The 14207-nt window shown below is 70.3% G+C and carries 12 protein-coding genes; 9 read left to right on the forward strand and 3 right to left on the reverse strand.

Annotation, left to right across the window (positions count from 1 at the left end; translation table 11 throughout):
* Positions 1 to 18 precede the first annotated feature (18 nt).
* Positions 19 to 792: a Bax inhibitor-1/YccA family protein gene (locus tag JHY01_RS03555; RefSeq protein ID WP_205324223.1), complete on the forward strand. Its 774-nt coding sequence runs from the start codon at positions 19 to 21 to the stop codon at positions 790 to 792.
* Between the two features lie 39 nt (positions 793 to 831).
* Positions 832 to 1128, forward strand: coding sequence for a hypothetical protein (locus JHY01_RS03560; RefSeq protein ID WP_205324224.1), 297 nt, complete (start codon positions 832 to 834; stop codon positions 1126 to 1128).
* On the opposite strand, the gene JHY01_RS27585 is transcribed toward JHY01_RS03560, so the two are convergent.
* Positions 1125 to 3203, reverse strand: coding sequence for an FUSC family protein (locus JHY01_RS27585; protein WP_205324225.1), 2079 nt, complete (start codon positions 3201 to 3203; stop codon positions 1125 to 1127). The genes JHY01_RS03560 and JHY01_RS27585 overlap by 4 nt on opposite strands.
* A 57-nt stretch (positions 3204 to 3260) precedes the next feature.
* Here JHY01_RS27585 and guaA point away from each other — a divergent pair, with 57 nt between their 5' ends.
* From guaA to JHY01_RS03580, 3 genes are all read left to right on the forward strand, one after another.
* On the forward strand, positions 3261 to 4805 hold the full coding sequence (gene guaA / locus JHY01_RS03570) for a glutamine-hydrolyzing GMP synthase (RefSeq protein WP_205324226.1): 1545 nt from the start codon (positions 3261 to 3263) through the stop codon (positions 4803 to 4805).
* The gene (locus JHY01_RS27975) at positions 4765 to 5259 is read left to right on the forward strand and encodes an RNA-guided endonuclease TnpB family protein (RefSeq protein ID WP_205324227.1); all 495 of its coding nucleotides are present in this window, start codon (positions 4765 to 4767) and stop codon (positions 5257 to 5259) included. Before guaA ends, JHY01_RS27975 begins: the two co-directional genes overlap by 41 nt.
* Before the next feature lie 150 nt (positions 5260 to 5409).
* Positions 5410 to 6327 carry an NUDIX hydrolase gene (locus JHY01_RS03580; protein ID WP_205324228.1) on the forward strand — a complete coding sequence of 306 codons (918 nt, stop codon included), beginning with the start codon at positions 5410 to 5412 and terminating at the stop codon, positions 6325 to 6327.
* A gap of 5 nt (positions 6328 to 6332) precedes the next feature.
* Here the strand turns inward: JHY01_RS03580 and JHY01_RS03585 are convergent, their stop codons facing one another.
* Positions 6333 to 7583 carry a phosphatidylserine decarboxylase gene (locus JHY01_RS03585; protein WP_205324229.1) on the reverse strand — a complete coding sequence of 417 codons (1251 nt, stop codon included), beginning with the start codon at positions 7581 to 7583 and terminating at the stop codon, positions 6333 to 6335.
* Positions 7584 to 7820: 237 nt separating this feature from the next.
* Between JHY01_RS03585 and JHY01_RS03590 the strand changes: the two genes are divergently transcribed.
* From JHY01_RS03590 to pcrA, 4 genes are all read left to right on the forward strand, one after another.
* Positions 7821 to 8963: a Cys-Gln thioester bond-forming surface protein gene (locus JHY01_RS03590; RefSeq protein WP_205324230.1), complete on the forward strand. Its 1143-nt coding sequence runs from the start codon at positions 7821 to 7823 to the stop codon at positions 8961 to 8963.
* A 400-nt stretch (positions 8964 to 9363) separates the two neighbouring features.
* Positions 9364 to 10476, forward strand: a complete 1113-nt coding sequence (locus JHY01_RS03595) for a thioester domain-containing protein (protein ID WP_205324231.1) — start codon at positions 9364 to 9366, stop codon at positions 10474 to 10476.
* 242 nt (positions 10477 to 10718) lie between these two features.
* On the forward strand, positions 10719 to 10982 hold the full coding sequence (locus tag JHY01_RS03600; protein ID WP_205324232.1) for a chorismate mutase: 264 nt from the start codon (positions 10719 to 10721) through the stop codon (positions 10980 to 10982).
* 54 nt (positions 10983 to 11036) lie between these two features.
* A complete protein-coding gene (gene pcrA, locus JHY01_RS03605; protein ID WP_205324233.1) occupies positions 11037 to 13265 on the forward strand; it encodes a DNA helicase PcrA in 2229 nt (742 codons plus the stop codon).
* Between the two features lie 70 nt (positions 13266 to 13335).
* On the opposite strand, the gene JHY01_RS03610 is transcribed toward pcrA, so the two are convergent.
* Positions 13336 to 14115 (reverse strand): M23 family metallopeptidase, encoded by a 780-nt coding sequence (locus tag JHY01_RS03610; RefSeq protein ID WP_205324234.1) that lies wholly within the window; start codon positions 14113 to 14115, stop codon positions 13336 to 13338.
* Positions 14116 to 14207: the final 92 nt, after the last annotated feature.

Raw genomic sequence — 14207 nt, forward strand, 5'->3', positions numbered from 1 at the left:
AACTCATCCCTTCGAAACATGGTGAAGACCCAGTACAACGAGCAGCACATGGGCGCGGCGTACGGGCCTTACGGGCAGATGACCCAGGCTCCGCAGGCCGAGACCATGAAGATCGACGACGTCATCGTGCGCACCGTGGCCCTCGTCGGCGCGACCTTCGTGGCCGCCATGCTCACCTGGGGCATGTTCACGAGCGGCGACCAATCGCAGCTGGGCCTCGCCGGGCTGCTCATGGGCATCGGCTCCTTCGTCGGCATCGGCGTCATGATCTTCTCGATGTTCAAGCCGATCACGAACCCGTTCGTCGCGTTCGCCTACGCGATCGGCCAGGGCTTCCTCCTCGGCGGCGTCTCCGCGATCTTCGAGGCGCAGGCCGAGGGCATCGTCGTGAACGCCCTCCTCGGCACGGTGCTCGTGTTCGTGGGGATGCTCGCGCTCTACAAGTTCCGCATCCTCAAGAACTCCCCGATGTTCACCAAGGTCATCGTCGGCGCGGGCTTCGGCATCGCCGGTCTGCTCCTGGTGAACTTCGTCGCGAGCCTCTTCAGCGTCAACCTCGGCCTGTTCGCCACCCCCGGCGGCGACCCGACCACCCTCCAGTGGATCATCGCGATCGCCCTCACCCTCTGGGCCGCGTTCTCGTTCATCCTCGACTTCGACATGATCGAGTACTCCGCCGCCAACGGCGCCCCGAAGAAGTACGCGTGGGCCGGCGCCTTCGGCCTCACCGCGGGCCTCATCTTCCTGTACTGGAACCTGCTGCGCCTGCTCTCCTACTTCCAAGGCGAGTAGCCGCGGAAGCATGAAGCACAGTCAGGGCGAGTGGCGCTCTTGAGCACCGAACTCGAGCGGGCGATCGGGCGTGTCGTCGAAGGCACGCGCCACTGGTCGCCCGCTCGCTGGTCTTCCCGGGCCGATGCGATGCACGCCCTCGTCCAGGCCCTCGCCGACATCACCGCCGACGCCGAAGGACGGTCGCGGCGACCGGTCCCGCGCCTCCCGAACGACATGCAGCTCCCCGACCAGCTCCAGGTGATCGCCCTCGACCTCCTCGAAGCGGAACTCACCGAGACGCAGCGCGCCGCCGCCGACGAGGCGATCCGGAAGGTCCGCGCGATCCTCTTCTAGTCGTTCCAGCCCGCCATGAGCAGCGCCGCGTCGTCCAGGGCCTCGACGATGTTGTCCGACTCCCAGCGCAGCACGCTCCGCCGCGTCCGCGTGTCGCGGTCCTCGATCGCGGCGAGGCGGAAATCGAGGCGCTGCACGGCCTCGCTGAGGTCGATCCCGCGAGGCGGGGCCGCACCGCGGGCCAGCGCCGCCAACCGCAGATACGCCGTGTCGAGCGAATCCGCGAACGCATCCACTCCCGCGAGGCCATTCGCCTTGTCCTCACGGCCGAGCGTCGCGTTCACCGCCACCAGTGCCCTTCCCGCCCTTGACAATGCGGCCTCCGCGCCGAGCGCGTCCGCCGAGAGCGGCCCCGGACCGGCGACCGGCTCGGCCTTCGCCTGGTCGGCCGCGCCGGTGAGCGCCGATCGCCGCGCCCTGATGCGGTCGATCGCGGCGTGCATGACCTTCCGGTCGTAGTCCGCCGGGTGCGCCTGGCGGTCCAGGGTGAGCCGGGCGTAGTCGCGGTAGGCGTCAACGAGGTCCCCGAGGAGGTCCCCGAGGCGGCGCGTCTGCCACGTCGGCACCAGCACATAGAACCCGATCGCGAGCGCCGCGCCCACCACCGTGCAGGCGCCCCGGTCCAACGCGGCGGTCACCGGGCTCTCGCCCGCGAGGTCGATCTGGAACACCGTGAACCCCGAGACCGCCGCCGCGAACACGAGCATCGACACCGGCCGCGTCAGGTACGCGATGAGCGCGTACGCGAGCACGATCAGACTGAGCCACAACTGGTCCTGCGGCAGCACCAGCCCCAGGACCGAGGCGAGGACGACGCCGCCGGTCGTGCCCACCGCCCTCGTGGCGCCGCGCGTGAGCGTCCCGGAGAAGTCCGCTTGCAGCACCAGCCAGGCGGTGAGCGGGATCCAGTAGCCGTGGTCGGTGGGCCAGGCGAGACCGATCAGCATCGCCAGCGCGATCACCCCGGCCCGGCGCAGCGCGTGGTGGATCACCGGGTCGCGCCGGTGGAGTCGGGTGCGGAGCTGGCCGAGGGCCTGGCGGGCGGTGCTGGTGGCGTGGGCGAGGGCGGGGTCGGCGATGACGTCGTCGCCGCCCGCGGTGATGCGCTCGGCGAAGCCGCCGGTCTCGTGGAGCGTGCGCAGGAGCCCGCCGATCTCGGTGGGCATCGTGCCGGTGGCGGTCGCCATGGGGTTCTGGGAGAGGCCGTCGAGGAGCGCGTCCCAGTCGAGTTCGGTCGGTGAGCGGGAGGTGATCTGCTCGGCGAAGTGGGTCAGGAGCCGGGCCGCGAGTTCCAGTGCCTCCGAGTAGAACTCGACGGTGTCGCGGTCCTGCGCGTCGGCCCGGGCGCGGGCGGAGGCGGTGCGGCCGATCGCGGTGGAGACGGCGTACAGCTGGCGGCGGGCCTCGAGGATCGCGGCGGGCAGGGCCCGGCGGCGGTCGAGTTCCTGCGCGGCCTCGAAGAGCGGTTCGGTGCGGAACGGCGCGTCGGGGTCGGCGGCGAGCGCCTCCGCTTCGGCCGCGAGCGCGAACCAGGCGTCGGCGAGCGCGCGCCGGTCCTCCGCCCACCGGAAGTAGGGCGGCAGGAGCGCGGTGAGGGCCTGCACGGCCCCGCCCGCGGCGACCGCGAGCGCGGCGAAGAGCACCCCGGTGTGGGCGGTGAGGTGGTCGGCGAGGAAGAACATGATGCCGGAGACGGTGAACGTGACGCCCGCGACGTGGGTGACCGAGCCGATGAACGTGAGCGTGAACGCATAGGCGGCCGCGGCGGCGATGAGCACCACGGGGTCGTCGAGCGAGCCGAGTACGACCCCGAGCGCCCCGGCCGCGCCGACCAGCAGCGGCAGCGAAGGCCCGGTGCGGGTGCCGGGGGTGAGCATCGCGACGCCGCCGAGCCAGGCGCCCATCACCGCGGCTTGACCCCAGGACGGGTGGCCTGCGAACGCGACGGCGCTCATCGCGGCGGCGATGCCGAACGCGGCGCGCACCGCGAGCACCGGAACGGCCTCGCCCGGGGTCCATGACCGCAGGTCCCGGCCGACCCGGCGCAGCGATTCGCGGACCCCAGGGTTGAGCACGTCAAAAGCGTAGCTGCGCCTTCCGGTGTGAGGCCCCTTACCGGTTACGCTGGTGTCATGCGACAAACGGTGCTGGTGGTCGACTTCGGGGCCCAATACGCGCAGCTCATCGCGCGCCGCGTCCGGGAAGCCAACGTCTACTCGGAGATCGTGCCCTCCTCGATGCCCGCGAGCGAGATGCTCGCCAAGGAGCCGGCCGCGATCATCCTCTCGGGCGGTCCTTCGAGCGTGTACGCGGAAGGCGCCCCTCAGGTGGATCGGGCCCTGTTCGAGGCCGGTGTGCCGGTGCTCGGCATCTGCTACGGCTTCCAGGCCATGGCGAAGGCGCTCGGCGGCACGGTCGCGAAGACGGGGCTGTCCGAGTACGGCGGCACCGAGCTCGACGTGCTCTGCGCCTCGAAGCTGCTCGACGGCCTGCCCGAGCACCAGTCGGTGTGGATGAGCCACGGCGACTCCGTGACCGAGGCCCCGGCGGGCTTCGAGGTCGTGGCCCGCACCAACGGCGCCCCCGTGGCGGCGTTCGAGAACCTCGAATCGCGCCTCGCGGGCGTCCAGTACCACCCCGAGGTCGCCCACACCCCGCACGGCCAGGCCGTGATCCGGCACTTCCTGCACGACATCGCCGGGATCAAGCCGAACTGGACGAACTCGGCGATCATCGACGAGCAGGTCGCCGCGATCCGCGAGCAGGTCGGCGACAAGCGCGTCCTGTGCGCCCTCTCCGGCGGCGTGGACTCCTCCGTGGCGGCGGCGCTCGTGCACCGCGCCATCGGGGACCAGCTGACCTGCGTGTTCGTCGACCACGGGCTGCTCCGCGCCGGTGAGGCCGAACAGGTCGAGAAGGACTACGCGCAGCTCACCGGCATCGACGTGCGCGCCGTGGACGTCTCGGAGCAGTTCCTGACCGCCCTCAAGGGCGTCACGGACCCCGAGGAGAAGCGGAAGATCATCGGCCGCGAGTTCATCCGCACCTTCGAGGCCGCCGCGCGCGAGATCGCCGAGGAGCAGGGCATCGACTTCCTCGTCCAGGGCACGCTGTACCCGGACGTGGTCGAGTCCGGCGGCGGCACCGGCACCGCGAACATCAAGAGCCACCACAACGTGGGCGGGCTCCCCGACGACCTCCAGTTCGCGCTCATCGAACCGCTGCGGACCCTCTTCAAGGACGAGGTCCGCGCGATCGGCCTCGAACTCGGCCTGCCCGAGGCGATGGTGTGGCGTCACCCGTTCCCCGGCCCCGGCCTGGGCATCCGCATCGTCGGCGAGATCACCCGCGAACGCCTCGACCTGCTGAAGGCCGCCGACGCGATCGCCCGCGCCGAGCTCACCGCCGCCGGTCTCGACCGCTCGGTGTGGCAGTTCCCGGTGGTCCTCCTCGCGGACGTCCGCTCCGTCGGCGTCCAGGGCGACGGCCGCACCTACGGCCACCCGATCGTGCTGCGCCCGGTCTCCTCCGAGGACGCGATGACCGCCGACTGGTCCCGCCTGCCGTACGAGCTGCTGGCGAAGATCTCCACGCGGATCACCAACGAGGTCGCCGACGTCAACCGCGTGGTGCTCGATGTCACCAGCAAGCCGCCGGGGACCATCGAATGGGAATAGGGACCCGCTGATCAGCCGACCCACTGCAGCTTTCGAACTCGCGCTGATCCACGAGAAGATCAGGCAATCCCGGTCGGACTGGATCGACAAGCAGGTCAAGGCGTTGGTGGGCGAATACCAAGCTCTCTATGTCGAAGACCTCAACGTGAAAGGACTCGGCCGGGGTCGCGCCGCGAAATCGGTCCAGGACGCCGCATGGGGCATGTTCCTGACCAGGCTCGAATCCAAAGCGATCCGAGCGGGACGGACATTCGCGCGGATTGACCGGTATTTCCCTTCGGCACGCATGTGCTCTGCATGCGGAGCCTTGACCGGTCCGAAAGGGCTGGAGGGGCTCACGATCCGGAGATGGGCATGCCCGTGCGGCGCGTGTCACGACCGGGATGCAAACGCCGAGATCAACATCAGACGTGAAGGAAAGCGTCTTGCGGCCGAGGGACTGCCGGACACATAAAACGCCTGCGGAGCCTGCACAAGACCCGGGAGTCCGGGCTGTGGGCGTTGAACCAGGAACCCACCCGTAGACGGTCCGACATCCGTGGACCGCAAGCCGGGAATCTCCGCCATACATGGCGGTGAGGAGGTCAAGCCGTACAGTTGAGGGATGCAATTCCGGATAGCTGCGTACGGGGAGGTCCGTGACGAGAACGGCCGGGTCCTGCTGACGAGAAGGACCCGCGGGCGCGAAGCGGGTCCCTGGCATCTGCCAGGCGGCGTGATAGACCACGGCGAACCCCCGAAGCGCGCCGCCGGCCGACTGGTCGGCGAGCACACCGGCTACGAGGTCGCCGTGGACGCGCCCCTCGAAGCGGTCGCCGTCGCCAGGCGCGGCGTCCACACCAACGCGATCATCTACGCCGCCACCGTCGCCGGAAGCCCCGGCGGCGACTTCGAAGGCGACGCCGCCGAATGGGTCGAACCGGCACGCGCGGCCGCCGAATCCCATTCGCCGTTCGTCTCCGCGTGCCTGCACCTCGCCGACGACCGGCTCGCCGGGCGCGTCGACAAGGCCCCGCAGGAGACCCGGCCCGTCCCGCCCGCGAAGGCCAAGAAGGGCCGCCGCAGAAGGGGCCAGCGCTTCGGCGCGTACGGCGTCGTCGCCGACGGCGCCGGCCGCATCCTGCTCGCCCGCATCGCCGAGGGCTACCCCGGCGGCGGCACCTGGCACCTGCCCGGCGGCGGGGTCGACTTCGGGGAGTCGCCGCGCGCGGCCGTCTCCCGCGAGATCTACGAGGAGACCGGCCAGGAGGCCCTGGTCGGGGAGCTGCTGAACGTCACCTCGTTCCGGCACCGCCGCGCGATCGGCCCCGAGGGATACCCGCTCGACTGGCACGGCGTGCGCGCGATCTACTCGGCCACCGTTCCCGACCCTTCGGCCGCGCAAGTGGTCGAGGCCGCGGGCGGCTCCACCAGCGAATCGCGCTGGTGGGACGCGGACGCGCTCGACGACCTGCCGCTGTCGGCGGCCGTCGAGGACGCCCTCCAAGTCGTCGACCTGAAGAACCTCGCCGCGCAGGCTTAGAAGCCCTAACGCCAGCGAGCCACCACGGTCTCTCCGGCGCGGATCGCCTCGCCCGGGACGACCGCGGCCTCGGCGGCCCCTGCAGGCAGGTACACGTCGGTCCTGGAACCGAACCTGATGAGCCCGTAGCGTTCGCCCTTCGCAACGGCCGCACCGGGTTTGGTGCGGTTGACGATGCGGCGCAGGAGCGCCCCGGTGCGCTGGGCGACGACGACGCGCCCGCGCGGCGTCGACAGGACCGTGTAGCAGGCGGCGTTGTGCTCGGCCTCGGGAGCGCTCACCTTCGAATAGCCGCCGCGCTCGGTGAACACGTCCACGACTTCACCGGCGACGGGCGCTCGGTTGATGTGCACGTCCGTGACCGAGAGGTACGCGCTGATGCGCAGCCACTCGGAACCCGCCGTGCCGGTCGCGGCGCCGAAGCGCTCGTCGACCACGGTCTCGACGCCCATGACGCGCCCGTCCGAAGCGGCGAGCACCGCTTCGGGCTCGTCGTCCTCGCCGCGGAGGTCCGCTTCGCGCTGCGGGTCGCGGAAGAACGCGGCGACCGGGACGGCGGCGAGCGCGGGCAGCACCCACGCTTTCGAGGCAGGCCGGATCTTCTTTGCGGCCCAAGCGGTCCCGAGGAGCAGTCCGGCGGCGATCACGCCGTTCGAGTCGAGGTGCATCGAAGGCGTGACGGCGACCGAGGAGGCGCGCCAGGCCGGGGCCAGATCCTCGGCGGGGGCGATCGCGTGCGGCTCGCCGTCGCGTTTCGCGGCAGAGCCGATGCGGAGCTTGTGGATGCGCACGGGCGGGAGCGACCGCACGATGAGGTCGGTGCCGATGCCGTGCTCGGCCACGAGTTCGGCGATCTCCTCGCGCGCGGGCGCGGTGAGGGTGGCGGCGAAGGAGAGCACCCCGCCCGGGGCCACTTTCGCTCGCAGCAGTTCGATGTCGGCGATGAACGCCTCGGCCTCGACGGTGACCGGCGAGGCGAGCATGACCTCTTCGGCCGGTTCGGCGTCGGCGAGCGCGGCGACGGCGGTGACGTTCCCCGCGGTCCAGGATCCTTCGGCCGCCAGCGACACCTTCAGGTCCTCAATGGATACGGGGTCGGCGACGACGGTGAGCCGGTCGGCGGGCATGAGCGCCTCGAGCGCGGCCGTCAGCACCGGGTTCCCCCAGGCCGCGCCCACGACCAGGCCGGTCTTGGGGCCCCTCCGGCGAGCGAATTCGTCGGTGATGCCGCGAGCGGCGGCTTTCGAGATCGGCATGACTCCGACTATAGAGCGCCGCGCTGACGGGTCCGGGCCGCGCTCGCGTGTTGTCCGCAAGTGAGACGCGACGCTTGTCCCGGTTTGGGCTCGTACTTTCGGAGGGTTCTGCACATCGTTCGGCCGAGTGGCCGCGCCGTCACTCACGGTCCTCTCGTTTCCCCTCATGTCAGGTCGACCCGGCACTCCACTCACGACCCGCCACCTCAAGTCCCGCTCCAGGAGGACCGAACCACGATGAGACTCAAGACGATCCGCACCCCGCTCGCGGCGGCGGCCGCGCTTCTCGCCGTCATGGCGGGCGCTCCCGCCCATGCCGAGGAGCCCGAGCCGGTCTCCGGTGACGTCGTCACCGCCCCGGGCCTGGAGCTGCGCGGGCGCTTCGCCGAGGAACGCTACGACGTGTGGGCCAACGTCCTCGGCCTCAAGCCGCACGGCGGCGAGGAGACGCTCGTCGTCTACTGCATCGACATCCACACCCCGCTCGACACCGAGAGCCCGTACACCGAGGGCGACTGGGAGGAGTCGGCGGTCGCGAACCTCGAAGAGGTCCGCTGGGTCCTGCTCAGCGGCTACCCGAACGTCGGCGCGGAGGACCTCATCGAGGCCGCCGGCGCCGCAGTGAACCCCGACTGGTCCGACGCGGAGGCCGCCGAGGTCGCCTACGCGGGCACGCAGGCCGCCGTCTGGCACTTCACCGACGGCTGGGACCTGCTGGAGGACAACCCGGTCAAGGGCGGCCACAACGGCGAGGACGAGGCCGTGCTCGCGGTCTACGAGCACCTCACCGAGGAGCCCGGGCGCGTCCCGGACCCGTCCGAGTTCACCGTGGACCTCGAAGGCGAGGAGTCGGCGAGCTACACGGACGGACGATTCGGCCCGTACACGATCCGCTCCAACGCCGGGCCGGTGGAGCTCAGCGCCGCAGGCGGCCGCCTCGAGACCGAGGGCGGCGACGAAGTGCAGTCCCTGAAGGACGGCGAGCAGTTCTGGATCGTGCTCGACGAGGGCACGAACGAGATCACCGTCGAGGGCACCGCGGCCTACGACCTCCCGGTGGGCCGGGTCTTCACGGCCACCACCGATGAAGCGCTCACGGGTGACGTGGACAACCCGATGACCGTCGGCGACTCACAGAAGCTCATCCTCGCGCAGCCGCGCGAAGGCGCGCTCCCCGCCGAATGGCGCTTCGCCCTCGACGCCCCCGAGAGCAGCGAGGCCCCCAAGCCGCAGCTCCCGACCACCGGTTCGAGCCTGAGCATCGCCTTCGCGGCGGGCCTGGCGCTCCTGGTGGGCGGCATGACCGTGGTCGTGCTCGGCAAGCGCCGCAGCGCCAATTTACGGCTCGCAGGCTTCGCCGAGAAGGTGAACGACCACTAGGACCTGATGGATGCGGGTGCCCGCTTGCCGATGGCGAGCGCCCGCTGTCGCAGGAGCGTTCCGGACCACGTCGAACGGTCCGGACCCGGGCGCGCTCCGCGGCTCGACACAACGCCCGGTGCATGGTGCGGCCGGGATCGGAGGGCAGCGATCCCCCTCCGGTCCCGGCCACTCTGGTCACTCGGATGTCCAGACGTCACCGTCCATGCTCGAGATCACCGACGATGCCGAATCGTTATAGTGGCGCGGCTCTCCCAGGCCGCGCCATTTCCCTTGCCTCCCAGTCGAAACGCAGGTTGAGGAATTCTCGCCCCGGAATGCAACCGGCAGCGTACCGCTAACGTGTCGCATGAGAACCTCAACGCGTCAATCCCTCGGAAAAGCAAAGGGACTTCTACCAATGATGACCAAAGCCCTGAAAGGGACGCTGGCCGCCGCTGCAGGCGTCGCGCTCGGACTCACCGGTGCGGTCGCCGCACAGGCGCAGGACGACGAGGCGGGCATCCTCGCCGCCGGCAACGTCGTGATCGAGGACGACGGCATTCAGCTGTTCGGCGATGCCAACGGGAAGGACAAGAGCCCCCACGCCTCGATGATCGCCCTCGACACGGGCGACGGCGAGCTCCGCACCGTCTACTGCATCCAGCTCGAGGTCAACCTCGAAGAGCAGTACCTCCACGAGGAGCGCCCGTGGGACGACGTCCCCGTCGAAGACCTCCCCAAGGTCCTCGGCGTCCTCCTCAACGGCTACGACGGCACCAACGCCGGCGAGCTCCTCGAGGCGTCGGGCCTCGCGAGCGACGACTACGGCGACGTCACCCAGGACCAGCTGGCCTACGCCGCCACCCAGTCCGCCATCTGGTCGCTGACCGACGGCTGGGCCCTCGACGAGAACGACCCGACCAACAATGACGTCGCCGACGAGATCGTCCCCGAGCTCCAGGCCTGGCTGCTCGAGAACTCCGAGCCCGTCGACGAGCCCGACCTCGAGCCGTACTTCGACATCGACGACTCCGAGGCCGAGACCGAGGGCAGCACCGTCGGTCCGTTCACCGCCTCGACCAACGTCGACGCGATCAACTTCTCGCAGCCCGAGGGCGCGACCATCGTCGACGAGAACGGCGAGGAGATCACCTCGCTCTCCGACGGCCAGGTCTTCTACGTGAAGTTCGCCGAGGCCAAGAGCGCCGCCGTCACGCTCGTCACCGAGACCTTCACCTGGACCACCCCGGCCGGACGCACCTTCGTCCCGGTCGACGACGCCGGCGCCGACGTCGAGGGCCAGCGCCTCATCCTCGCCGAGGAGTACTCCGAGGAGTACAACGCCGAGATCGAGTTCGAGATCGTGGTCGAAGAGGCCCCGAGCGAATCGCCCAAGCCGCAGCTGCCCGTCACCGGTTCCAGCCTGACCACCGTCGCCTCCGTCGGCGGCGCGGTCCTGCTCGCCGGCATCGTCGCGATGGTGCTCATGCGCCGCCGCGCCGCCCGCGCGGACTGGGGATCGGACGCTTAACGGCAGCCGAATACTGCGATAACCGCCACACGCCCGCTGGTCAGACCGGCGGGCGTGTGGCATACTTGCCGCGTGACTCAGAGCGCGCGATTTTACTTTTACTACGGCCGGAACCGTCCGAGCCGTAGGTCGTCGCGCTGACACACCGACCTACAGGCCCCGGGCGAACAGCCCGGGGTCTTTTTCACGCCCAGGGCCACCGCCCGGAGTCAAATCCGCATTGCTCTTGAGGAGAAGCCCTGATGACCGCATCCGCCGAAGTCGTTCCCGACGAACTCAAAGACCTTCGCACCGAGATCGACTCGCTCGACGCCGAGATCATCCGGCTGTGGCAGCGCCGCGCCGAAGTCTCCAAGCGCGTCGGCGAGATCCGCATGGCCAACGGCGGCACCCGCCTGGTCCTCGATCGCGAACGCGCCATCCTCGAGAAGTACCGCGCCGCTCTCGGCGACGACGGCATCCAGATCGCGATGCTCGTCCTCAGGTCGGGTCGCGGACCGCTCTAAAGAGTGATGCCGCGCCGATGGAGTGTCGTACCCGGCGCGGCATAATTAGGGGCGATGAACGACCTTCTGACCGGCCTCAACGAACCGCAACGCCAAGCCGTCGAGCACGCCGGATCCCCGCTGCTCATCGTCGCGGGCGCGGGCTCGGGCAAGACCCGCGTCCTCACCCACCGCATCGGCCACCTCCTGGCCGAGCGGGGCGCCCACCCCGGCGAGATCCTCGCCATCACCTTCACCAACAAGGCCGCGGCCGAGATGCGCGAACGCGTCGACGCGCTCGTCGGCCCGCGCTCGCGCGCCATGTGGGTGCTCACCTTCCACTCCGCGTGCCTGCGCATCCTCCGCCGCGAAGCGCACCGGCTCGGCTGGAAGTCCAGCTTCACCATCTACGACAGCGACGACGCCCGCAGGCTCCTCACCCAGATCGTGAAGGACCTCGGCCTCGACTCGAAGAAGCAGTCGCCGCGCTGGTTCGCCGCCGAGATCTCGCGGCTCAAGAACGAGCTCATCGGCCCCGAGGAGGCCGCCGGGAAAGCGGACGACGCCCGGGGGAAGCTCGTCGCCGACGTGTACGCGCAGTACACCGAGCGGCTGCGGCTGGCCCAGGCCGTCGACTTCGACGACATCATCGGGTCCACCGTGCACCTGTTCCAGGCGTTCCCGGAGGTCGCGAAGTCGTACCGGTTGCGGTTCCGGCACGTCATGGTCGACGAGTACCAGGACACCAACCACGCCCAGTACACACTGGTGCGCGAACTCGTCGGCACCGGCCCGGACCATGCCGAGCTGTGCGTCGTCGGCGACGCGGACCAGTCGATCTACGCCTTCCGCGGTGCGACCATCCGCAACATCATCGAGTTCGAACGGGACTTCCCCGACGCGAAGACGATCCTCCTGGAGCAGAACTACCGCTCCACGCAGACGATCCTCGACGCCGCGAACGGGGTCATCCGCAACAACACCGAACGCGGCCGAGAGAAGCGTCTGTGGAGCGACGAGGGTCCCGGCGGGCGCATCCTCGGGCACACCGGCGACAACGAGCACGATGAGGCCGCGTGGGTCGCGGGCCGGATCGACGAGCTCGTCGACGCCGGCGAGACCAGCTTCGGCGACACGGCGATCTTCTACCGCACCAACGCGCAGTCCCGTGCGTTCGAAGAGGTGTTCGTGCGCCGGGGCATCCCCTACAAGGTCGTCGGCGGCGTGCGCTTCTACGAGCGCAAGGAGGTCCGCGACCTGCTCGCGTACCTCAAGCTCACCGCGAACCCGGACGACACGGTCTCCGCGATGCGGGTCGTCAACGTGCCCAAGCGCGGTGTGGGCGACCGGGCCGTGGCCGAGGTCGAAGCGCTCGCGGCCCGGCTGCGGCTCTCCTTCCCGGCGGCGCTGCACCGCGTCGACGAGGCCCCCGGCATCTCCGGCCGCGCCCGCACCGGCATCAAGCGGTTCTGCGAGATCATGGACGAGGCGACGGCGCTCGCGAGGACCGCGCCGCCCGAGGAGGTGCTCGACAAGCTCATCGCCGACACCGGGTACCTCGAAGGCCTCGAGCAGTCCAAGGACCCGCAGGACGAGGGCCGCATCGAGAACCTGCAGGAGCTCGTGGCCGTCGCCCACGAGTTCACCGAGTCGGTCATGCGCGGCACGACCGAGGACGACGAAGCCGACCTCACCGCCGACGTGCCGTCCTTCCTGGAGCACGTCGCGCTCGTCTCCGACGCCGACTCGATCCCCGACCCGGAAGCGGAGGAAGGCGGCGTGGTCACGCTCATGACCCTCCACACCGCGAAGGGCCTGGAGTTCGACTCGGTGTTCCTCACCGGCCTCGACGACGGCCTCTTCCCGCACGAGCGGTCGATGAACAAGCCCGGTGACATGGAGGAGGAGCGGCGGCTCGCCTATGTGGGCCTCACGCGGGCGCGCAAGCACCTGCACCTGACCCGGGCCGGGACCCGCAACATCTTCGGGCAGCCGCAGTACTACGCCGCCAGCCGGTTCCTCGCCGAGATCCCCGGCGACCTCATCGAATGGAGCGAGTCGGCGCCGCCGCCGCGCGTCGTGAAGTCGAAGACCACCGCGAACTTCGGCTCGCCGATCGTGATGCGCAACGCCGCCGACATCCCCTCGCTCGACGTGGGGGACAGGGTCACCCACGACAAGTGGGGGCTCGGCCGCGTCGTCGAGCTCAAGGGCTCGGGCCCGAGGGCCCAGGCGCGCATCGACTTCGGCGACGGCGAACCCAAATGGGTGATCCTCCGGCTGGCGCCGGTGAGCAAACTCTGAAGGCGCGGCGGTCCAGACCGGGGCCTTCGTCTCGATCTGGACCGCCGCGGCACCGGACCCCGGCCGCGGGTCAGCGCAGGTCGAGCCCGACTTCCGAGAGGTAGCGCAAGGGCTCGACCGGTTCGCCGTTCACATGCACTTCGAAGTGAACGTGCGAGCCGAACGAGCGGCCGGTGTTGCCCGCGTTCGCGATCCGGCTCCCCGCGTCCACCCAGTCGCCTTCGCTGACCAGGATCTCCGAGTTGTGGGCGTAGTAGGTCTCGACGCCGTCGCCGTGGTCGATGATGACGAGGTTCCCGAACCCCGTCTCCCATCCGGCGTGCGTGACCGTGCCCGGGTACGCGGCGTACACCGGGTCGCCGGTCTCGGCGTCGAAGTCGACCCCGTTGTGGTTGCGGCCCCAGCGCTGCCCGAACAGTGACGTGATGGTGATCTGGTCGAGCATCGGCGTCCACTTGACCTGCGCGTCCTGACCGGTGACCGGCGAGGTCCGTGCGGCGGTGGCGACCTCCTCGGCGGCGGCGGTGCCGAGCGGCGGGTCCGCAGAGGACACGCTTTCGGCGCCCGCCTGCGGGGCGCGCGCCTCCGCGGCGAGCGCGGCGATGTCGGCCACCGCTCGTGACGTGCCGGGCTGCTCCTCACCGGAGGAGAAACCCGCCCCGGTCGCCATGGCGACGATCGACGCCCCGGCGACGGCGGAGCCGACGACGGCGGTGTAGCGGCGTTGCGTCCCCGCCAGGAGCGGGGAGAGTTCTGCCGCCCACGAGGCGCGGTGCTGGCCCCTCGTGCGGTGCGGCCGGGCGGCGTGACGCCTGATTGCCGGCGCGGCTACCGGTCCGGGATCGGACATTCGAGCTCCGAGATAGTGGCGGTGCCCATCGGCGGCGTCGGAGGACTGGGTCAGTCCCGGGGGGCCGTCCGTGGGCTTGGCAACCGCCACAC

The sequence above is a fragment of the Glycomyces sp. YM15 genome (assembly GCF_016918015.1).
Taxonomy (GTDB): domain Bacteria; phylum Actinomycetota; class Actinomycetes; order Mycobacteriales; family Micromonosporaceae; genus Glycomyces.